At 58.6% G+C, this 20,852-nt stretch carries 17 protein-coding genes, 1 tRNA gene and 2 pseudogenes; 3 read left to right on the top strand and 17 right to left on the bottom strand.

The window, feature by feature from the left end:
* Positions 1–145 precede the first annotated feature (145 nt).
* Positions 146–1,114: a LysR family transcriptional regulator gene (locus RBH71_RS18310; RefSeq protein ID WP_003512546.1), complete on the bottom strand. Its 969-nt coding sequence runs from the start codon at positions 1,112–1,114 to the stop codon at positions 146–148.
* A 149-nt stretch (positions 1,115–1,263) separates the two neighbouring features.
* Between RBH71_RS18310 and RBH71_RS18305 the strand changes: the two genes are divergently transcribed.
* The gene (locus RBH71_RS18305) at positions 1,264–1,881 is read left to right on the top strand and encodes an FMN-dependent NADH-azoreductase (RefSeq protein ID WP_003512545.1); all 618 of its coding nucleotides are present in this window, start codon (positions 1,264–1,266) and stop codon (positions 1,879–1,881) included.
* Between the two features lie 42 nt (positions 1,882–1,923).
* Here RBH71_RS18305 and RBH71_RS18300 read toward each other — a convergent pair whose 3' ends face one another.
* The 3 genes from RBH71_RS18300 to ilvA all read right to left on the bottom strand — a co-directional run bounded on the left by RBH71_RS18300 (position 1,924) and on the right by ilvA (position 4,965).
* Entirely contained in the window at positions 1,924–3,189 is a 1,266-nt protein-coding gene (locus RBH71_RS18300; RefSeq protein WP_035251754.1) for a sensor domain-containing diguanylate cyclase, read from the bottom strand.
* A gap of 117 nt (positions 3,190–3,306) precedes the next feature.
* The gene (locus RBH71_RS18295; RefSeq protein ID WP_003512543.1) at positions 3,307–3,615 is read right to left on the bottom strand and encodes an HlyU family transcriptional regulator; all 309 of its coding nucleotides are present in this window, start codon (positions 3,613–3,615) and stop codon (positions 3,307–3,309) included.
* A 75-nt stretch (positions 3,616–3,690) separates the two neighbouring features.
* Entirely contained in the window at positions 3,691–4,965 is a 1,275-nt protein-coding gene (gene ilvA / locus RBH71_RS18290) for a threonine ammonia-lyase (RefSeq protein WP_029658759.1), read from the bottom strand.
* 79 nt (positions 4,966–5,044) lie between these two features.
* Between ilvA and RBH71_RS18285 the strand changes: the two genes are divergently transcribed.
* Both RBH71_RS18285 and RBH71_RS18280 read left to right on the top strand, forming a co-directional pair.
* On the top strand, positions 5,045–6,502 hold the full coding sequence (locus tag RBH71_RS18285; protein WP_323687438.1) for a TrkH family potassium uptake protein: 1,458 nt from the start codon (positions 5,045–5,047) through the stop codon (positions 6,500–6,502).
* 107 nt (positions 6,503–6,609) lie between these two features.
* Positions 6,610–6,864: a heavy-metal-associated domain-containing protein gene (locus RBH71_RS18280; protein WP_003496638.1), complete on the top strand. Its 255-nt coding sequence runs from the start codon at positions 6,610–6,612 to the stop codon at positions 6,862–6,864.
* Between the two features lie 391 nt (positions 6,865–7,255).
* On the opposite strand, the gene RBH71_RS18275 is transcribed toward RBH71_RS18280, so the two are convergent.
* The 13 genes and pseudogenes from RBH71_RS18275 to RBH71_RS18215 form a co-directional block, all read right to left on the bottom strand.
* Positions 7,256–8,749, bottom strand: a complete 1,494-nt coding sequence (locus tag RBH71_RS18275; RefSeq protein ID WP_003512540.1) for an ABC transporter substrate-binding protein — start codon at positions 8,747–8,749, stop codon at positions 7,256–7,258.
* Positions 8,750–8,988: 239 nt separating this feature from the next.
* Entirely contained in the window at positions 8,989–9,999 is a 1,011-nt protein-coding gene (locus RBH71_RS18270; protein ID WP_003512539.1) for an ABC transporter ATP-binding protein, read from the bottom strand.
* Between the two features lie 12 nt (positions 10,000–10,011).
* A pseudogene (locus tag RBH71_RS18265) lies at positions 10,012–11,075 on the bottom strand (ABC transporter ATP-binding protein).
* 141 nt (positions 11,076–11,216) lie between these two features.
* Positions 11,217–12,122, bottom strand: a complete 906-nt coding sequence (locus tag RBH71_RS18260; protein WP_013635895.1) for an ABC transporter permease — start codon at positions 12,120–12,122, stop codon at positions 11,217–11,219.
* Positions 12,112–13,056 carry an ABC transporter permease gene (locus tag RBH71_RS18255; protein WP_003512536.1) on the bottom strand — a complete coding sequence of 315 codons (945 nt, stop codon included), beginning with the start codon at positions 13,054–13,056 and terminating at the stop codon, positions 12,112–12,114. The genes RBH71_RS18260 and RBH71_RS18255 overlap by 11 nt, the downstream gene beginning before the upstream one ends.
* Before the next feature lie 72 nt (positions 13,057–13,128).
* Positions 13,129–13,617, bottom strand: coding sequence for a Cu(I)-responsive transcriptional regulator (cueR, locus tag RBH71_RS18250; protein WP_003512535.1), 489 nt, complete (start codon positions 13,615–13,617; stop codon positions 13,129–13,131).
* Positions 13,618–13,628: 11 nt separating this feature from the next.
* Positions 13,629–14,651, bottom strand: a complete 1,023-nt coding sequence (locus RBH71_RS18245) for a 2Fe-2S iron-sulfur cluster-binding protein (RefSeq protein ID WP_003512534.1) — start codon at positions 14,649–14,651, stop codon at positions 13,629–13,631.
* 12 nt (positions 14,652–14,663) lie between these two features.
* Positions 14,664–17,168 carry a heavy metal translocating P-type ATPase gene (locus tag RBH71_RS18240; RefSeq protein ID WP_003512533.1) on the bottom strand — a complete coding sequence of 835 codons (2,505 nt, stop codon included), beginning with the start codon at positions 17,166–17,168 and terminating at the stop codon, positions 14,664–14,666.
* Between the two features lie 247 nt (positions 17,169–17,415).
* Positions 17,416–17,501 (bottom strand) — tRNA-Leu (locus RBH71_RS18235).
* Between the two features lie 141 nt (positions 17,502–17,642).
* Entirely contained in the window at positions 17,643–18,371 is a 729-nt protein-coding gene (locus RBH71_RS18230) for a hypothetical protein (protein ID WP_003512532.1), read from the bottom strand.
* A gap of 116 nt (positions 18,372–18,487) precedes the next feature.
* On the bottom strand, positions 18,488–19,021 hold the full coding sequence (locus tag RBH71_RS18225) for a MerR family transcriptional regulator (RefSeq protein ID WP_003512531.1): 534 nt from the start codon (positions 19,019–19,021) through the stop codon (positions 18,488–18,490).
* Positions 19,022–19,296: 275 nt separating this feature from the next.
* Positions 19,297–19,636 (bottom strand): annotated as a pseudogene (locus RBH71_RS18220) (integration host factor subunit alpha).
* 243 nt (positions 19,637–19,879) lie between these two features.
* A complete protein-coding gene (locus RBH71_RS18215; RefSeq protein ID WP_003512529.1) occupies positions 19,880–20,851 on the bottom strand; it encodes a beta-ketoacyl-ACP synthase III in 972 nt (323 codons plus the stop codon).
* Position 20,852: the final 1 nt, after the last annotated feature.

The raw sequence follows: 20,852 nt of genomic DNA, 5'->3' as shown, positions 1-20,852 counted from the left end.
AGGCACGGGATAAGTGCTGTCAATCTTTCAAAATGCAGGTTTAGCTTCCCTTACGGGACGGCGATGCCTCGGTGAACTGCTGACCGTGTTTCCTGTATAAGGCAGGCCATTCACCTTCGTCAATTGGTCACTCAGTCAACCCATATCACTCGGCGGCGACAGAAATAGTCCGCTGTTTGCCTCCGGCAATTATCCTGTTGAAATCCTTCTGGTTCGGGCATGCCGACAGACGCTGCTGAAAGGCCGTGGCAAGCCACTGGCCAGCGGGACCGGCGGGTGAATCCACCCGGCGCAGCGCAAAGATTGGATATTCGCCCTGCTCATAAGCTTCAAGATCAAGTGCCTTCAGGCTACCATTGGTCAGGTCGTTGCGCACGATCGATGCGGGCAGACCGCCCCAGCCGAGACCGCCCTTGATGAGCTGGTATTTCGTGGCGATGTCGCTGACCCGCCATGTCTTGTAGGACAGCACGTTGAAATCACGCCCCTTGGTCAGCCCCGACGCATCGGTGACGACGAGTTGGACCTCCTCGCGGACATCGCCCAGAACCAGCGGCCTCTGGATCTGTGCCAGTGGATGATCGGCGGCGACGACCGGCAGCATGAAGGAATGGCCGACCTTTTCGACGACGAGTTCGTCATCCTGGCGCAACAGCGCCCCGCCGATGCCAATGCCAGCCTTGCGGGAGAGCACCATATCCATCACCATGCCCAACTCACCCACATTGAGGCTGAGGGTAACGGTGGGGAATTCCTTGCGAAAATCGCGAAGCACCGCAACGACGGCTTCCGCCGGCACCATGGTGCTGATGGCGACAGAAAGCTCGGCCTCCAGCCCCTGCTTCAAACCCTTGGCGCGCGCACGCATTTCCTGCAGACCGGCCACGATGCGCCTTGCATCTTCCAGCATGGCGCGACCCTCGTCCGTCAATCGAGGCTGGCGTACGCCATTGCGCTCGAACAGGCTGACTTCAAGCTGCGCCTCGAGATTGGCGATGGTGTAGCTGACAACGGACTGGGCGCGATTGAGCGCCCGTGACGCGGCAGAGAAACTTCCGGTTTCGGCAACCGTCAAAAACACCTGCAATTGGTCGAGCGTCGGGTTCGCGTCCATGTTCCATCCATTTCATCGATAGGTCGCTTCCACATTATCACAGTTTTCTTGATGGCATCAATTGGTCATATAGGGGGCAAAGGAAGGGCATCGTGCTCTCCCGCCCTCCCAAGGCGCCCGTCAATTCATCGCTTATGCAAGGAAAGACCATGTCCAACATTCTGCTCATCACCTCCAGCCCGCGTGGCGACGAGTCGGTTTCCAACAAGTTTTCCGGCGAACTCGCAAACAAGCTGAAGGCCAAGTCGGCTTCCAACACCCTTGTCCACCGCGATCTTGCTGCCGACCCCATTCCGCATCTCGACACCGTCAAGACCGCTGCGATCCGCAAGGCTCCAGACCAGCGCACGGCTGAAGAAGCGGTTGCAGCCGATTATTCCGACAAGCTGGTTGCAGAGCTTATGGCCGCCGACACTGTCGTCATCGGCACCGGCCTCATCAACTTCAATATCTATTCCGGCCTGAAGTCGTGGATCGACAACGTCGCCCGCGCTGGCCAGACCTTCAAGTACACCGAAACCGGCCCGGTTGGTCTTGCCACCGGCAAGAAGGTCTACATCGTGCTGGCCGCCGCCGGCGTTTATTCCGAAGGCCCGGCTGTGTCGATGAACCACGCCGTTCCTTACCTCAAGACTGTTCTTGGCTTCATGGGCATGACGGATGTTGAAGTGATCTATGTCGAAGGTCTGGCATTTGGACCGGAAGCCGTTGAAAAGGCCGTTGCGGCAGCCGAAGCAAAGGTTGCCGAACTGGCGCAGGCCGCCTGAGGCGCCGTTTGACACGTGGTGATGCCGGCTCGATTGCCGGTATCAGCCGACCCACATTCCGTAACGGCCGTGCACCTGATCGCGGCCGTTATTTTTTGCCGCATAGAGCCGCGCATCGGCTTCCGATAGCAGCGCGCGGAAAAGCTGCCCGTCCTCGAAAGCCGTGGCGACGCCGATGCTGACAGTCAGCGGCGAACCGTCTGGCCGTTGCAGATCCTTCAATATCGCCGTCCGCAGACCTGCTGAAAAGGCAAGTGCCCCCTCATGGGTCATCGTCGGCAACAGGGCCACGAACTCCTCGCCGCCGAACCGGTAGAGATGGCCGTGCGGTTGCACGATGCGTTTCAGAACGGCGGCGAATTCCCGCAACATCTCATCGCCCTGCAAATGCCCAAAGGTATCGTTGACGGTCTTGAAGTGATCGATATCGACGATCAGCACGCTGACGGGACGTTTCTTTTCCAGACATTCCACGACGACGGACGGCGCATCGAGTTCCATGCGGGCGCGGTCAGACACACCGGTCAGCATGTCGCGGCCAGACCGGGACAAAAGCTCCTCGTAGCGTTCCCTGAAGGTGAGGTCGTTGAAGACATCGGCAACGCTGCGGCGCGTCAGGAAGCGGCCTTTCGCCGCCGTCAACTTCAGATAAATGGCAAAGAGCAGAGCATAGATGGCAACGGCCACCATCTTCGCTTTCCAGCCATCGTAAAAGACATCGACCGGCGCGTTCAGCATATATCGCAACGCCGCGTAAAAGCCTGCCTGATCCAGGCTCAAAATCACCACGCCACAGATTGCAAAGCGCAGGACAATATGGCGCTGCAAATAGCGTCCCAGCTTTTCGTAAAACAGGATGATGGCGATGGCGTCGATATAAAGCAGGCTGGTTCCCCAGACCATCAGCACGCCCATCTCATCCAGAAATCCGGTATCTACCGACTGTCCGGGGACAATTGCCACCGTCGGATGGAAGCGGATGATCTGCACCATGATGATGGTGAGTATATTGCCGAGAAACAGGCCGTAGATCGGCTGGCGGACGACTGCCGCATCCTCGCGCATATAGAGCATGAGGATCATCATCAGTTTGCCGGCAAAAAGGATCGAGGAGCCGGGTGATACCACGCCAAATGGCAGCTCGACGTAAAAGACCGCCGCCAGGTAGGTTTCCAGGAAATGCATGACGCCCAGCGCGGTGAGAAAAACACCGATGCCGAGAATATGCCGGTAATGAAGGAATGCCGTCATTACCGAAAAATAGACGATGGCTTCCGCCACGAAGAGGGCCAGATTTGCCCATTGCATCGGCATACGCCCTATCGATCCACATCGCGCCGGTTCATCGGCGCGACTTCATGCCCTCTGAAGACGATAGGCCGAAGCAACCAACGGAATCTTAATGTCCAGCAGAAGAAACCGCCATCATTTTCCTGGGAAAAGCGATGCACCGTTCTGGTCGATGATCAGCTTTGCCTTACGGATGGTGAACTCAACCGCATCGTCCATGCTGGTGAAGACATCGGCGCGCACGAATTCATGCACGAACGTTTCCTCGCCGTCCTTTTTCTCGATGCGGCCCGCCAAACGGAACTGGCCGCCTTCCTTCAGCGGCGTCGCATAGATCAGATAGTCTCCATGCACATGCGGTTCCGACTGCGCTGCCTTCTGCGGCGCATCCGCGGACTGGCCGGAGCCGAAGGCCGAAAGGATTTTGGAAAAAAACGATGCCATGGCTTTCACTCCCTTAATCTGTCTCGCATTTCGAAGGGCGGATATGCTCCGCCCTTCCCGTCGCTCTTATCCCGATCAGATGATCAGGTTCGACAGGATCTCGTTTTCGGTAATATCCTCATAGCCGAGGCCCGCAGCCTCGAAACGTTCAAGAAGCCCTGCGAAGTTTTCCTGAGCGTTGGTTTCGATGCCGATCAGGATCGAACCGAAATTGCGGGCCGATTTCTTCAGATACTCGAAACGGGCGATATCGTCGTCCGGGCCAAGCAGATTGAGGAAATCGCGCAGCGCGCCGGGGCGCTGCGGCAGGCGCAGAATGAAGTATTTCTTCACGCCGGTGTAACGCATGGCGCGTTCCTTGACGTCAGGCAGGCGCTCGAAATCGAAATTGCCGCCGGAGACGACGACGATAACCGTCTTGCCTTCCAGTTTCTCGCGGCCGAGCTTCTCCAGCGCGGCAATGGACAGCGCACCCGCTGGCTCCAGCACCACGCCTTCGAGGTTCAGCATCTCGATGATGGTCACGCAGATGGCGTTTTCGGGGATGAGCAAAACCTGCTCGGCCGGAAAATCCTTCAGCGCCTGGAAGTTGAGATCGCCGATGCGGGCAACGGCGGCGCCGTCGACGAAATTGTCGACCTTGGGGAGCGTTACCGCTTCGCCGCGCTCGAGGCTCCTTTTCAGGCTCGGCGCGCCTTCCGGCTCGCAGAACACGAAGTTGCCCTTTTCAACGGTGCCCGCCAGAAAGCCGGTAAGGCCTGCCGAAAGCCCGCCGCCGCCAACCGGCATGACAACCATATCCGGTTTGGTGCCTTCGGGAAGCTGGTCCATGATTTCGGCAGCAACCGTCGCCTGGCCTTCGATGATATCCTGATGGTCGAAGGGCGGCACCATGTAGGCGTCATTGTCTTCGACGTATTTGCGCGCGGCGGCGTAACATTGGTCGAAAATATCGCCCACCAGACGGATGCTGATGAATTCACCACCGAAGATACGGGTCTTGTCGATCTTCTGCTGCGGCGTGGTCACCGGCATGAAAACAACACCGTGAACGCCGAAATGGCGGCAGGCGAAAGCAAAGCCCTGCGCATGGTTGCCGGCCGAAGCACAGACGAAAACCTTGTCCTTGCCAGCCTTCGCAACAGCCTTGCGGAGAAAGTTGAATGCGCCTCTAATCTTGTAGGAACGAACCGGAGACAGATCCTCACGCTTCAGCCAAATCGACGCGCCATACCGACGGCTGAGATGTTCATTCAACTGCAACGGCGTTTCCGGGAATATCTCCCGCACTTCCCGCCGCGCTGCCTCCACAAGCTGCTTGTCCACGATTGTCAATCCATTGAAATTCATAATGGCACCCGCTATGCCATAGGAAGGCGTCAGAGACAAAGACTCATTTCACGCTGCCACGAACCCTGGGTTTCATTTCTTGAACAGCAATCTTCTGCGCTCGGTCATATATGTGGCGTCCATCTTCGGGCTCTATCTCGCGACGGCCATGTTCCTGCCCGCGCTGACGGACCTTTATTACGGCAATGACGACTGGACGGTGTTTGCGCTTTCAGGCTTCATGTGCGGCGGCTTTGCACTTGCCTGTGCGCTGGCCACGCGCGCACCGATCGCGTCCTTCAACAAACGTTTCGGCTTCCTGCTCGTCAACGTGCTCTGGCTTGTATTTTCCATTGTCGGAGCGGTTCCGCTCTATCTGTCCGAGCTTGACCTGACGCCCGGTCAGGCCCTTTTCAGATCGGTCTCGGCCATCACGACGACGGGATCGACCGCGATATCCGGCCTCGATAATGCGCCGCAGGGCATTCTTCTGTGGCGGTCGTTGCTCTGTTGGCTCGGCGGCATCGGTATTGTCGCGCTTGGCCTCTTCATCCTGCCGCTCTTGCGCGTTGGCGGCATGACCTTCTTCCGCATGGAATCATCCGACACCGGCAATGACCGGCCCTTCGCGCGGCTGGCAAGCTTCACCCGCGCTTTCGTGGCGATCTACATCATCATGACCATCGCCTGCACGGTGGCTTTCGATTTTGCCGGCATGTCGCATTTCGATGCCCTCAACCATGCCATGTCGACGGTTGCGACCGGCGGTTTTTCCACCCACGACGCCTCGTTTGCCTATTTCAACAACACGGCGCTGCTTTGGATTGCCACCATCTTCCTGATCTTCGGCAGCCTGCCCTTCTCGGTGATGATCCTGCTTGCGGTGCGCCGCAGGCTGGAGACGCTGCGCGACCCGCAGATAGCCGTCTTCCTTGGCTATCTCTGCGCGATTTCCATCGCTGTCGGCGTTTATCACCACCTTAGAAACGGCGTGCCGCTGGATACTGCGCTCAGCCACTCCTTCTTCAACATGACATCAATCCTCTCGACCGGTGGCTTTGCGAGCGACGACTACACGCTGTGGGGTCCGTTCGTTGTCGTCGTTGCATTTTTCGCAACCTTCATGGGCGGCTGCTCCGGCTCGACGGCGGGTGGTATCAAGGCCTATCGTTTTCTGATCATGTTCAATGTCGTTCGGGCGGGCCTCAAAAAGCTGATCTATCCGAACGCGGTTTATTCGGTCCGTTACGGGCAGCAGGTGGTCGATCCCGACACGATCCGGACGATCTTCCTTTTCGTCAGCTGTTTCATCGCGCTCTGGATCGCCGGCAGCCTTGCCATGAGCCTGATGGGTTACGATTTCCTGACTGCGACCTCGGGCGTTGCGACCGCACTTGCCAATGTCGGCCCTGGCATCGGCCCGATCATCGGGCCTGTCGGCAATTTCTCCACGATCAGTGATCCGGCGCTCTATCTCCTGTCTGTCCTGATGCTGCTTGGACGTCTTGAAATCCTCACCGTTCTCGTGCTGCTGATGCCGATTTTCTGGCGCAACTAAAATGCCGGTGCGCTTATTTTGGCTGCCTTAATAAAGCGCTTGACCTTCCCACGTTGGAATAGTCCAGGCTCCTGCTGTTACGAGTTCCAACCCAAGGAGAACCGCCTATGTGCACCGCCCACCAGCATCACCCCGAAACCGCTGCCGCACCTGTTGATGCCGACCTTTCTTTCCACGTTGAAGACATGACCTGCGGTCACTGCGCCGGTGTGATCAAGGGCGCAATCGAAAAGACCGTCCCCGGCGCCGCCGTTCATGCTGATCCGGCAAGCCGCACGGTTGTGGTTGGCGGCGTCTCCGACGCGGCACGTATTGCTGAAATCATCACCGCTGCAGGCTATACGCCAGAAGCGCGCGCCTGATTTGACGAGATGCCGGCGGCGGCCTTCATCCCTGCCGCCGGATCGACCTGCCTGCCCCCGCTTCACGCCGAGCTTGCGTGACAGCCGCTGGACGATACCAACGTTCGTCCTTCTCCATACCTCCCGCGGCAAGTGACTCTCCCTTTCGACCGGGGATGACAGTGGAGGTTTTCCCGGTTCCTGAAATTCATATTTTCAACGGCTGACAAGGTCTGAAAACCTGTCCTTCATCATGCTCGGGCCTGTCCGGGCATCTGATACCTATTGATTTTACGATAGGTGGAAAGATCCTCAGGACGAGGATGACGTTGAGTGTGGGCGATGGCCTGTCAACAGGCAAAACCCGGCTCTTTCGAGCCGGGCCATATCTCGTCAGCAATGTCACATTGGCCTATTTCACTGCCAGATCCTTGGTCATGATAAAGTAGTTGATCGGATGCGGCTTGAAGTTTTCGACCTTGTCCGAATAGGCATCGAAAGCGGTCTCATGGACGAGGTAGACGGTGACGGCTTCGTCGTAAATCCGCTTCGCCGCCTCGGCATAGATGGCGTAACGTTTTGCCGGCTCAGCCGCCATATAGGCAGATTTGATCAGCTTGTCCGTCTCCTCACTGCAATAATGCGAGATGTTGTAGCCGCCTCCGCAGGTATAGTCGGCGTTGAGGAACCCGATCGGTTCTGCAACATCGGTGGCATAACCGCGTGACAGAAGGACCATGTCGAAATTGCCGGACAGGAGATCGGGCTCGATCGCAGTGTAATCAGCAACGCGAACATCGACCTTGATGCCGATTTCCTGCAATTGGGCCTGAATAACGGCGGCAACATCCTTGAGTTCGGTTCTTTCAGTATAGGCCAGAAGTGTCAGCTTGAGGCTGCCGGGGGCAATGCCCGCCTCTTTCAGCAGAGCCTTTGCCTTCTCTACGTCATAAGCGGGCGTGACGTTTTGCGGCACCCACGGCTCTCCCGGTGCGAAGGGCATCGTTGCGGGCTTTACCATGCCTTCATAGATGCTGTCGGCAATACCGGCGGTGTCGATGGCGGCCCGGATCGCCTGCCGAACCTTGATGTCCTTGAACGGCGGCTTCGAATTATTGAGCAGCATTTCCGTAATCCGGGGCACGGTAATTGGCGCAACCTTGACACCCTTCGTGGCTACAATGGTCTTTACCGCCCAAGGTGGAATCACGCGCGAAATCTGCACTTCACCGCTTCTTATCTGGGTGGCGCGGGTATCGGCATCCGGAATAAAGTTCACACGGCCGCCCGAGAGCTTCGGCATACCGTTCCAATAGTCATGGTTCGCCGTCAGTTCCATATATTGGCTGGCATCGACCTTGGTGATCTTGAACGGTCCGGTGCAGGTTCCGATCGGATCGACCTTGCCGTCCTTATAGGCGGATGGCGCGAGGATCGAAGTCGCCGGGCTTGCCATTTGCGCCGGCAGCAGCACCGATGGCTCGATGGTCGTGATCTTCACGATATCGTCGCCACCAACCTCGACGGCAGCGACCAGCTTAGGCGAAAAGGCCCGGGCCGGAACGGGCGCTTTCAGAAGATTGGTGAGCGCATTGACCGCGGCTTTTGCATTAAGCGGCTCGCCGTTCTGGAACTTCACGCCCTTGCGCAACTTGAACTCCCAAACCTTCGGTGAGGTTTGTGTCCAGGATTCGGCCAAGCCCGGCTCCAGTGCGGTGTCATAGCCGACGCGGACCATGCTTTCGAAACACCCTGCGCGCGAACCGAGATAGGCATCGTCGGAAGCCATCTGCCAGCCGGTCTTGACGCCGGTATAATCGTCATAGGTGATCGTTCCGGCCGTTGCCGCTTGCGTTCCAAAAGAGACCACAATGGCGCTTGTCGCCAAAAGTACGTGCTTTATCATTGAATATTCCCCTTTTATTTTTGATGACAATGCTCAAAATTCAGTCGTCTCACGAGATTTAAGATATTAATAAAATAGATCTCGAAAGACATAAGAATATCCTTCGGATGCTCCACGAACATCCGCTTGAATATCATTCATTTTATGTTTTTATACTCGGAATTTAATTCCGATATTAATTCACAAACGCACAAATCATCTGTTTTTACAGAACCAGAAGACTGTAACTGCGCTGCTCCTCAGCCCCATTCGCGCCAGTGATGGCAACGAGCGAAATGCTCCCCGGCAACGTCTTCCAGAAGCGGTTCCTGTTCGCTGCAAATCTGCGTCGCATATTTGCAGCGGGTGTGAAACTTGCAGCCACTTGGAGGATTGAGCGGGCTTGGCAGATCACCATCCAGAAGCATTTCCGGTGCATATAGTCCGGTTTCATCAAGCATCGACGAGGCAATAAGAGCCTTCGTATAGGGATGCTTAGGCGCCCGGAAAAGCTCATCCCGGTCGGCGATTTCAACGATCCGCCCCAGATACATCACCGCGATACGGTCGCAGAGATAACGCACCACGCGCAGGTCATGGGAAATCATCAGCACCGTCAAACCATGACGACGCTTCATGTCCATCAGCAGGTTCAGGATCTGCGTACGCATCGAGGCATCGAGCGCCGATGTCGGTTCGTCGCACACAAGGAAGCTTGGATTGAGAAGAAGCGCGCGGCCTATGACCACGCGTTGCAACTGCCCGCCGGAACACTGGCTCGGATAACGGTCATAATAGGAGGCATCGAGGCCGACCTCCTCCAGCATCTTGAACACGCGCGCGATGCGTTCTTCGCGCGTGCCGATGCCGTGCTGGGCAAGCGGCGCTTCCATGCTTTGCCCTATGCGCATGCGCGGGTCGAGCGCGGAATAGGGATCCTGGAACACCAGTTGCACGACACGGCGCATGCGCCGCAGCGTCTCGCCCTGCATGTGCAGAATATCGTGGTCTCCGATGCTGACCTCGCCTTTCGTCGCGTTGGTCAACCGCGTTATCAGCCCGGCGACAGTGCTTTTGCCGCAGCCGGATTCGCCAACGAGACCAAGAACCTCACCCTCGCCGATCGTGAGGGAAACATCGTCCACGGATTTGACCACGCGATTGCCGAAACCCGATATCGGATAATATTTGCACAGGTTGTTTGCGACCACATAGGGCTTGATCTTGCCAGCCGCCTGAGGCTGGTTCGGTGTTTTCACTGTCGATAGCATCGCAACCCTCCTTCAGCAGACTGTGTGACTGGCATGGCTGCCGGCATGGTCGTCGTCGACCGCCCAGCACCGCGCCTTGCGACCTTCCGGCAAGGCATTCAAATCCGGCTCCGTTGCCATGCAACGGCCGCCCATGCCGGCCGATTGTGCAAGCGCGCAGCGGGGATGGAAACGGCAACCGCAGGACATGTCATGGGCCTGCGAGCTGGAGCCGGGGATCGTCAGCAGCTGCCCCTCGCTGTCGGTCGTCAGAAGCGAGCAGCTGATGAGCGCCTTGGTATAGGGATGTTGCGGCGCCTTGAGGATTGCCTGCGTCGGCCCTTCCTCGACAATGCGACCAGCATACATCACCGCAATCCGGTCCGCGAAAGCGGCAACGACCGAGAGGTCATGGGTGATGAGCAGCGTGGCAAGCCGCCGCTTCCGACGCTCATCGTCGAGCAGGCGCAATATTTGTGCCTGGACGGTGACATCGAGTGCCGTCGTCGGTTCATCGGCGATCAGCAGTTGCGGATTGCCGGAGAGTGCCGCAGCAATCATGACGCGCTGCGCCATGCCGCCGGAGAGTTCATGTGCGAAGCATTGCGCCCGCGCCGACGGATCGGGAATTCCAACATCCGAGAGCATGCCGACAACCCGGCCCAGTGCCGCATGCCGGCTCATCTTGCGGTGGACCCACAGTGGCTCGGCGACCTGCGTCCTGACCCGGCTGGTCGGATCGAGCATTGCCTGCGGTTGCTGGAAAAGCATTCCGATATCGGCGCCGCGCAACGCATCAAGCTCGGAGGGCGAGAGAGCGAGAATGTCGCGCCCGGCAAAGGAAATGCGGCCGGAGTTGATTTCCGCGCCGTGCGGCAACAGCCGCATCAGCGACAGAGCCGTCATGCTCTTGCCGGATCCGGATCGCCGACCAGTGCAACGACCTCTCCGGCATCGACGGAGAGCGTCAGACCGGAAATAACAAACTTGCGGCCATTTGCAGACGGCACCGAAACGTGCAGATCCTCGATTTCCAGAAGCGGTGTCCGTTCCGGGGCGATGGCCGTATTGGCATGCGTGTGTCCTTCGATATTCATAAGAGTTCCCCTTATTATTATTGCATCGGAGGCATGGGCGTATTTTCAAGCGGCTTCAGACGATAATACTCTCCTTGGGGCTATCGTGCCCTGTGTATGTTTGATCGGCGCGGGCGCCGGTCATTGCTCTAACCGCAGGCGTCAATGGCCGTTCGGTTTCCTGGTATCCATGTTCAGGCCGTGGCCGATCCATGTCACGCTCAACGCCGACAGGAAAATCGCCAGACCTGGTGCGATCACGAGAATGGGCATACGTTCCGCATAGGCCTGCGCATCGGCCAACATCAGCGCCCAGTCTGCGGCAGGCGGCTGCACGCCGAGGCCGAGAAACGACAGTCCGCCCACCGTGATCAGCTTGTGGCCGAAGCGCAGGAAGGCAACTGCTGCGATGGGCCAGATCGTGTTGGGAATGACATGCCGGAAAATAATGAAGCGGCGTGTGCATCCAAGCACCTCGGCGGCGCGCATATATTCTCGGGAATTGATCGAAAGCGTCAGCCCGCGTGCCAGTCGCGCAAAAGGTGTCCAACCGACGATCGTCAGCGACGCGATCAATGTTCCATATCCCGGGCCGAAGATGGCGACGAGGAAAATGGCGATCACCACGTCAGGGATGGCGATGAGCAGATCCACCACCCGCATCAGGACTTCATCGACAACGCCGCGGCTGCGACCGCTGATGATGCCGATGAATGTTCCGATGGCGACCGACAGAATGACGGTGATGGCGGCAATCGTGACCGTGAAGCGTCCACCGATAAGCAACCGGCTCAAGACATCACGCCCGAGATGGTCAGTGCCCAGCCAGTAGGCGGCGCTTGGCGCATTCAACCGCAGGCGAAGGCTTTGCTGCGCGGGATTATAGGGCGAAATCCACGGCGCGATGACGAGCAGCACGATGATGACGAGAAAAATCGCCGAACCCGCGTAGAACGTCCAGTGCCGCCGGCGGATGAAATCCGTGAACCGGAAAAGTGTCGACGGGCGCTTAGGCAAGGTCATTGGCATGGCGGCTACCGGCGCGCTCGGGAAGTGACTAATGGTCATGTTGACCTCGCATTGCTGGATTGATCAGGACATAGAGGCCATCGGCCAGGGTATTGATCAGGATGGAAAGGGCGACGATGCAGATGAAACCGCCCTGCAGCATTGGGATGTCCCGATTGACCACGGCGTCGTAAAGAAGCCGGCCCATTCCGGGGATGGCGAATATCACCTCCACGACCACCGATCCGCCAAGCAGGCCCGCAAGCCACAGGGCAAAGAAGGTGACGATCGGAAGCGAACCGTTGCGAATGCCATGGCGCATGACCGTGCCATGCATGCCGAGACCGCGGCTGCGGGCCGCCGTGATGTAAGGCGCGCGCAGAACCTCAGCCATGGCGGCTCGCGTCACCTGCGTGAAATAGGCCAGTGGGCGCAGCGTCAACGTCAAAGCGGGAAGCACCAGCGAGCGCCAGCTATCCCAGCCCGCGGACGGCAACCAGCCGAGATAAAGCGCAAAGACGAGCGCCGACATCGGCGCAAACCAGTATTCCGGCGTGGCAACGAAGGTCTGGATCATCAGCGTTGCGAAATTGTCCAGCCGGCCACCCGGACGCATCGCCGCCAACGTGCCGAGCGGCAGGGCGACGGCGACCGCAATCGCCAGCGCCGTCAGTGCCAATGTCACGGACACGCCGAGAGAGCGCAAAAGCTCACCCGCCACGGGCTGGCTGCTGGTGAAGGAAAAGCCCAGATCACCGCGCAGCGCGCCCGACAGCCATGCGAAATATTGGACGTAAAGCGGCCGGTCGAGCCCGAGGCTTAACCGAAGGGCCTCGACTGCATGCGGATCGAGCGCCGTATCGCGCATGCGCGAAAACAGAATGGTGCGGGCAGGATCGCCACCGGCCATGTAGGGCAAAAGAAACGCGATGACGGAGACGATCATCAGCATAAGGCACAGAATAAGGAAGCGTTGTATTATCTGTATCCACATTGCCTGTTCTCCTTCGCCGAAAATGGCCATTGCACTGCAATTGATGATCGGTCCCCGCCGGGGAAATGCGGTTTATTTCATGAGGCGCGGCAAATCCGTCACCACACCAGACCTGCCCTTCAGCATGCCGGAACGCTTGGGCAGGATCGCCACCTGCGTAAAATCGGGGTCTTCAGACTGGGCAAGATCCTGAATGATCGGGCAATCCGGTTCACCATTGTCAGGGCAATAGGTCGCGATATTTCGCAGCGTGTCGGCCATCTCCCGAAGAGCATGCATCTTGGCCTCGAGATCTACGACATGTTCCATGACGATGCGCTTGACGTCGCAGGACGCACCGCCGGGATCGCGCCACAGGGTCATGAGCTGCCTGATCTTTTCGATAGAGAAACCGAGGTCGCGGCCGCGGCGGATGAAACGCAGCGTCTCCAGATCGTTGGTCGTATAGACCCGATAACCGGATTCCGTGCGGTTTGCGGATTTGATCAGCCCGATCGTCTCGTAGTGGCGGATCATCTTTGCGGAAACACCGGATGCGGTGGCGGCTGTACCAATGTTCATCGATCCTGCTCCTATCTTTCCGGGGTGAAAAACACGTCTGCATGAATGTCGGCGGTGCGGATGCCCCTTGCCAAGAGCTGCGGCACCGTTGCCTCGATCATCGCCGGCGGTCCGGCCAGATAGGCTTTCCAGCCATCGAGATCGTCGAAGTCGTCCGCCACGGCGGAACCGACATAACCGCGCCGCATCTGCGCATGGTCTTCATTCGAGAGAACCGGAACAAAGCTCAGATTGCCGTGGCTTACGGCAAGTTCTTCGAAACGGTCGACCATATAGAGGTCACGCTCGGCGCGGGCGCCGAAATAGACATGGATCGGGCGTTGCCGGCCCGTGGTCCGATCAGTGGCAAGCGCTGCCTCTACCACCGCCTTCACCGGCGCCAGCCCCGAACCGCCGGCAATGCCGAGGATCGGTCCGCAATGCTTTTCCCGCAGATACGAAGACCCGAAGGGACCGACCAGCACGACAGGGTCACCCGCCTTGGCGTTCGCGAAAATATGGCCACTCGTGACGCCGCCGGGGACATGCCGGATATGGAATTCGATCAGGTCCTCATCGATGCGGCTGGCAATGGAATAGTCACGCGGCGAACAGCCCGGATAAAGCAGGCGCACATATTGGCCGGCCTTGAAGGTAAACAGTTCGCGATCGTCGAGCCTGATGCGAATGAGCTTGATATCATGCGTCGCATCCACCGCTTCCGCGATGACGCCATCAAAGCGGCCGGCCGGAATATCGGCAAACTCATCCTCACCGTCGAGCCAGCCGATCGTCACGTCGCTCAACGGCACGGCGCGGCAGGCGAGTGTCAGTCCTTCCGCCTTTTCCTCCTCGGTCAACGAAAAGGGCGTATGCTTGAGAAGGTCGATCTCGCCTGAGACGAGGTGCGATTTGCACGCCCCGCACCGGCCCATGCGACAGCCGTGCGGATAGGAAATTCCGGCGGCAAGGGCGGCCTGAAGGATGGTCTCGCCCTGCGCTGCCACAATGCTGCGTCCGATACGTGGCAAATAGACTGTGTTTCCAGGCGTCATCACATCCGCCCCCTATTCTGCCGCTGCGAGTTGCATGCCGGACGATCTGTCCAGCAGCGGCGGGCGGAAGCTTTTGAGACGCAGCGCGTTGGTCAAGACAAACACGCTGGAAAGCGCCATGGCTCCGGCAGCAAGGACAGGCGACAGCAGAACACCGTTGGCAGGATACAATATTCCGGCCGCCACGGGAACGAGCGCGGCATTATAGGCAAAGGCCCAGAACAGGTTCTGGCGGATGTTGCGGATCGTCGCCTTGGACAACGCAATGGCATTCGCGACACCGCGCAAATCGCCAGACATCAACACCACATCGGCGCTTTCTATGGCGACGTCCGTACCCGTGCCGATTGCGAGACCGACATCGGCCGCCGCAAGGGCCGGCGCATCGTTGATGCCATCACCGACGAAGGCCACCCGACGGCCATCGGCCGCAAGTCTTTTAACGGCCTCGACCTTGCCGTCAGGCAGTACTTCCGCCACCACTTCGTCGATACCAAGACGGCGGGCAATGGCTTCGGCCGTGCGGCGGTTATCGCCTGTTATCATCGTGACCTTGAGACCAAGCGCATGCAGCGCTGCTATCGCCTCCGGGGTCGTCGGCTTGATCGGATCGGCAACAGCGATGATGGCGGCCAGCCGGCCATCGACAGCGGCATAAAGCGGCGACTGCCCTTCCCTGCCCAGCCGGTCGGCATCGTTTGCGAACTTCGCAATGTCGTAACCGAGCTTCACCATGAAGCGGTCGGCGCCCGCCTCGAGCTTGCGCCCGTCAACCGTTGCCGCAACGCCGAAACCGGGGGTCGCCTCAAAGCCGGCCGCGTCGGCAAGCGTCAGGCCACCATGTTTTGCCGCCTCGACGATCGCTTCGGCTATGGGATGTTCGGAACGGCTCTCAAGCGAGGCGACAAGGCGCAACACCTCATCCTGATCGAAGCCTTCGGTCGTGGTGAAATGCACCAGTGTCGGCTTACCGAGCGTCAGCGTGCCGGTCTTGTCGACGGCGATGACATCGGCATCACGCAAAGTCTGGAGAGCATCGCCGCGCCGGAACAGCACACCCATTTCGGCGGCGCGTCCGGTACCGACCATGATCGAGGTCGGGGTGGCAAGGCCCATGGCGCAGGGGCAAGCGATGATGAGGACAGCGACGGCGTTAACCAGCGCAAAGGTCAAGGCCGGGTCCGGCCCGAGAATGAACCAGACGATGAAGGTGGCGAGTGCAGCGAGCATGACTGCAGGCACGAACCAGTTGGTCACCTTGTCCACCAGCGCCTGTATCGGCAGTTTGTCGGCCTGCGCTTCCTCGACCATGCGGATGATCTGCGCGATCAACGTGTCGGCACCGACCTTCGTGGCGCGGAACGTGAAGGAGCCGTTTCTGTTGACCGTACCGCCCACGACTTCGGACCCAGCCGTCTTGGTCACCGGCACTGGTTCGCCTGTAATCATCGATTCGTCGACATAGGAAGAACCATCAAGCACCAGACCATCGACTGGCACTTTCTCGCCGGGACGGACGACGATGACATCGCCAGTCGCAACATCCTGCAGCGGCACATCGATGGTTTCACCATTGCGCATCACTCGGGCCGACTTGGCCTGCAGGCCGACGAGCCGCTTTATCGCCTCGCTGGTGCGGCCCTTGGCGCGCGCCTCGAGGAAACGGCCGAGCAGGATAAGCGTGACGATCACCGCTGCGGCCTCATAATAGACATTGGCCGTGCCTCTCGGCAGGATTTCGGGCACGAAGGTGGCGACGACCGAGAACCCCCAGGCGGCGGCGGTGCCCAGCACCACCAGCGAATTCATATCCGGCGCCAGCCGCAGAAGTGCGGGGATGCCTTTTTTGAAGAACCGCAGGCCCGGCCCGAAGAGGACAAGCGTGGTCAGCGCGAATTGCAGATACCAGCTTTCCCGCATGCCGACGGTTTCCATCACGAAATCATGGATGGCGGGCACCAGATGCGAGCCCATCTCCAGAATGAAGACCGGCAGCGTCAGGGCAACAGCGGTGGCCAGGCTGATTTTCAAACCGCGCAACTCGGCTTCGCGCCGGTCCGGCTCGTCACCCTTGGCCTTGTCGGCGACGATCTCGTTTGCCTTGTAACCGGCTTGGCTGATTGCTTCGGCCAACCTGGCGGCAGAGACGGCATTGCCGGCGACGCGGACGGTGGCCCGCTCTGTTGCGAGATTGACACTCGCGTCGGAGACACCGGAAACGGCCTTCAGCGCCTTTTCGACACGGCCGACGCAGGACGCGCAAGTCATGCCCTCGATATCGAGTTCGATGGTTTTCTCGTCGACGCTATAGCCTGCATTTCGCACGGCATCGACAACGGCCGAAACGTTGGGCGCTCCTGAAAAAGCAATATCGGCGCGCTCCGTCGCAAGATTGACCGAAGCCTTGACGACCCCCGGCACCTTGGCAATAGCCTTCTCGACACGACCGACGCAGGAGGCACATGTCATTCCCTCGATGGCTATCGAATGGTTCGCCTGTATCTGGATTTGTGACATGCGTATGACCTCTTTTTCTCTTTACAAAAAAAAGATAGGGCTTCCCATCGTGGCAAGGTCAATAGGCTCTTTTGGATGATTTTCACGGAGAAATGCCGCGAGCGTGAACAAGCCCATTTTTTAGGCTGACTCATACGTCATGATGCAATCGATTGCCCGGATATCGACTATCCCGGCGCAGAATCCATCCTGAATGCCCGCATGTCGCAGGAAAACGGCAGAGAAATCTTTTAATTGGAGATGGAAATGGTGCGGACGGCGGGACTTGAACCCGCAAGACCAATGGTCGGCAGATTTTAAGTCTGCTGCGTCTACCGATTTCGCCACGTCCGCATTGTCGCACCGCGTGCCAACAGGCCCCGGCGCTACAAAATTGCCTTGGCATTCCTCAGGCGCAGGATCGAACGAGACCCTGACCCCAAACACCGACAGCGCCACATCTACACAGGCCGCACCGTTTCGGTCAACCGGGCCTTAGCCACACCAGGACTGATTTTTTGCCGAGACCGGATGAGCCAGGCCTTCCCGCACGAGTTGATCGGCAAAGGATACGCCCGAACGTGAAATCCGTTTGCGTTCCATGGCTTGCCCGCCGGCTGTTGCCGACGACGCCACATCGAATGCGCCAGCATTCAGCATATCCCGCAACCGCACCTTGGCAATGAAACCGCGCTGACGCTCTTCCATGCATCGCGCCCGGTCGATCTGCGGGACCTCGATGCCGGCGAGCTGCATTTTCACGCCCTTCATCCAGAAGGTATTGCCATCGGCCACGCAATTGGTGAGACCTGAGCGACCACAAAAGGCAAAGGCGCCGCTTTTTTCTCCCAGCGAGACTTTTTCGACCGAAGGGCGTGTTTCCGGCAGGATAGCGGCAACCTGGCTCTGCTGTGCCGCAGGCGGCATGGCAATCGAGCGTGGCGGCACCGGACCATTGATCGGTGAAACCGCCGATGCGGGGCGGATGGCCGCCACCTTCTCCGGTGCGGCCGTCTCGCGTTTGGCGGCTACGGCGATCTTGGGGGAATTTGTTGTGGTGGATGTTGCCTTCGCGACATGCCGCTGCGGCATAAGACTGTCGCGATGTTCGTAAGCCTGAATGCCGCCGGCCACGACGCCCAGCATCAGCACCCAGGGCCAAACGCTGCCGCCGGCCGATTTCTTCGCCGTACGGCGTCGCGTTGTCGGTTTTCGATTGCTCACGATCAGACTCCTTTTTACGGAGCCGCATTATCGGTCAAGAGAGTTTCTGAAAGGTTGGCATTCCAGAGCGCCTTCGCTTTTCCTGAAAATGCTCGAACAGAGTTGTGGATAAACGATCAGCGAACCTGATCAAGCAGCCGCTTGCATTCGAGAAGATCGAACAGCGCCTCCTGCAACAGCGCTTGGTCATCCTTGCCGATGCCAGATTTGCCGACCGATATCTCGGTATCGCTGTTACCGCCACCGAAGCCGAAAAATCGGCCGCTCGGCTTGGCTTTCGGGCGGCCGACGACCTCGTCTCCGTCCGGATCCAGCACGCGCGGTTCGGCAACTTCCTTTTCGCCGCTCGCTGCCATGATGGCTTCCATGGTCGCAAGATCGCCCGACGCGATTGCCGCCACGAAACGGTTTCCGTTGGTTTTCAGAAGTTTCTGCACACCTTTGATGGTGTAGCCGTGGTCATAAAGAAGATGACGAATGCCCTTGAGGAGATCGATATCATCAGGCCGGTAATAACGGCGGCCCCCGCCCCGTTTCATCGGCTTGATCTGCGGAAAGCGCGTTTCCCAGAAACGCAGCACGTGCTGCGGCAGGTTCAGCTCATCCGCCACTTCACTGATCGTCCGAAACGCGTCGGGGCTTTTGTCCAAACTTCCACTCCCATCCGGACTTTGAGCGCCATGCACCCAGCCGGACACTGAACAAGAACGCTTTTCACCAGCCGATACCGTGCATCATGTATTGCGAAAAATCGAACCCGATCCTCGCACCGATGCCCGTGGCGGCAAGATACCATTTATCTAAAATTGATTATGATGTGAGTCGACCAGATTTCAACGGCTTGCACGTCGAAATTCAAGCATGTTCACAAGAAGAATGGGGATAAAGGCTTGCCATGCGGCAAAAAACCCGTGTTACAGCCGGCTTACGCCCCGGCTTTCTGACCCTTTTGCTTGGTCTTGCGAGCCGTATGCGCCTTCAGGATCTCGCTGTTTCAGCACGTTTGACGCCTTGAAGGTCATGACGCGGCGCGGCGAAATCGGAACTTCCTCACCCGTTTTCGGGTTGCGGCCGATACGCTCGTTCTTTTCCCTGATCTGAAATGTCGCGAAGGACGAGAGCTTGACGACCTCGCCGCGCGTGATCGCATTACAAATCTCGTCGATGATCGTTTCGACCAGTTCGGCGGATTCGGTGCGGGACAGCCCGACTTTACGAAACACAGATTCTGCAAGATCTGCGCGTGTCACTGTCTTCCCGGCCATTTTTCCCCACAAACCGTGTCTGAATTTTTCTCTAGGAGCCGCCGAGATTATTTCCCTTGTGGCGACCGGTCAAGGGATTGTTCCAGATTCATTTGAGGCTTTCGGCAATCAGTGCAATGGCTTAGAGCGACTGACGCGGTTTTGCCGCACGCGGGGGTCGCTTCAGCGCGTTTGAACGGGGTACTGCCGCAAAAATCACAACCGATTTTGTGCCAGCGCCCCGGTAAACGCTAAAATTTGCCGTTACCAGCGCAGCAGCACTGCGCCCCAGGTGAAACCGCCGCCCATGGCTTCCAGCATGACCAGATCGCCTTTCTTGATGCGTCCGTCACTGGCCGCAACGGCAAGCGCCAGCGGAATGGATGCGGCCGACGTATTGCCGTGCTTGTCGACGGTGATGACGACTTTTTCCGGATCGATGTTGAGCTTTTTTGCCGATCCGTCGATGATGCGCTTGTTGGCCTGATGCGGAACGAGCCAGTCGAGATCATCAGCCGTCGTGCCTGTCGCCTCGAAAGCCTGTTCGATGACGTCGGTGATCATGCCGACAGCGTGCTTGAACACTTCCCGGCCTTCCATGCGCAGATGGCCGACCGTGCCGGTCGTGGAAGGTCCACCATCGACGTAAAGCTTGTCCTTGTGCGAACCGTCGGAGCGCAGCTGCGAGGTGAGGATGCCACGATCGCTGGAAGTACCTTCGCCTTCGCCTGCCTCGATTACGAGCGCGCCTGCACCATCACCGAACAGAACGCAGGTGGTGCGGTCCTTCCAGTCGAGAATGCGCGAGAATGTTTCGGCGCCGATCACCAGCACGCGCTTGGCCATGCCGCCGCGAATGTAAAGATCGGCGGTGGCCACGGCATAGACGAAGCCGGAGCAGACGGCCTGCATGTCGAAGGCGAAACCGTGGGTCATGCCGAGACGGTTCTGGATGTTTACCGCCGTTGCCGGAAATGTATTGTCCGGTGTCGAGGTTGCCAGAATGATGAGGTCGATGTCATCGGGCGTCAGGCCGGCATTGTCGAGTGCCGCACGCGCCGCAGCCTCGCCGAGCGAAGCGGTGGTCTCGCCTTCTCCCGCTATGTAGCGCTGACGAATGCCCGTGCGCTGCACGATCCATTCATCGGAAGTCTCTACGACCCCTTCGATTTCACTATTGGTCATGACACGCTTCGGAAGCGCTGCCCCGAAACCACGTACGATAGAGCGGATCATT

Origin of the sequence: Rhizobium sp. AN68 (assembly GCF_030758035.1) — a bacterium.
GTDB lineage: Bacteria > Pseudomonadota > Alphaproteobacteria > Rhizobiales > Rhizobiaceae > Agrobacterium > Agrobacterium tumefaciens.
This window is presented reverse-complemented; position numbering and strand designations above follow the sequence as displayed.

Bases quoted from the DNA above. Each gene is read 5' to 3' on its own strand.
- RBH71_RS18245 (WP_003512534.1), bottom strand. From the start codon at position 14,651: ATGACGCCTGGAAACACAGTCTATTTGCCACGTATCGGACGCAGCATT.
- ilvA (WP_029658759.1), bottom strand. From the start codon at position 4,965: ATGAATTTCAATGGATTGACAATCGTGGACAAGCAGCTTGTGGAGGCA.
- RBH71_RS18305 (WP_003512545.1), top strand. From the start codon at position 1,264: ATGTCCAACATTCTGCTCATCACCTCCAGCCCGCGTGGCGACGAGTCG.
- RBH71_RS18215 (WP_003512529.1), bottom strand. From the start codon at position 20,851: ATGATCCGCTCTATCGTACGTGGTTTCGGGGCAGCGCTTCCGAAGCGT.
- RBH71_RS18280 (WP_003496638.1), top strand. From the start codon at position 6,610: ATGTGCACCGCCCACCAGCATCACCCCGAAACCGCTGCCGCACCTGTT.
- RBH71_RS18300 (WP_035251754.1), bottom strand. From the start codon at position 3,189: ATGCAATGGGCAAATCTGGCCCTCTTCGTGGCGGAAGCCATCGTCTAT.
- RBH71_RS18260 (WP_013635895.1), bottom strand. From the start codon at position 12,122: ATGACCATTAGTCACTTCCCGAGCGCGCCGGTAGCCGCCATGCCAATG.
- RBH71_RS18240 (WP_003512533.1), bottom strand. From the start codon at position 17,168: ATGTCACAAATCCAGATACAGGCGAACCATTCGATAGCCATCGAGGGA.
- RBH71_RS18275 (WP_003512540.1), bottom strand. From the start codon at position 8,749: ATGATAAAGCACGTACTTTTGGCGACAAGCGCCATTGTGGTCTCTTTT.
- RBH71_RS18270 (WP_003512539.1), bottom strand. From the start codon at position 9,999: ATGCTATCGACAGTGAAAACACCGAACCAGCCTCAGGCGGCTGGCAAG.
- cueR (WP_003512535.1), bottom strand. From the start codon at position 13,617: ATGAACATTGGTACAGCCGCCACCGCATCCGGTGTTTCCGCAAAGATG.
- RBH71_RS18310 (WP_003512546.1), bottom strand. From the start codon at position 1,114: ATGGACGCGAACCCGACGCTCGACCAATTGCAGGTGTTTTTGACGGTT.
- RBH71_RS18295 (WP_003512543.1), bottom strand. From the start codon at position 3,615: ATGGCATCGTTTTTTTCCAAAATCCTTTCGGCCTTCGGCTCCGGCCAG.
- RBH71_RS18255 (WP_003512536.1), bottom strand. From the start codon at position 13,056: ATGTGGATACAGATAATACAACGCTTCCTTATTCTGTGCCTTATGCTG.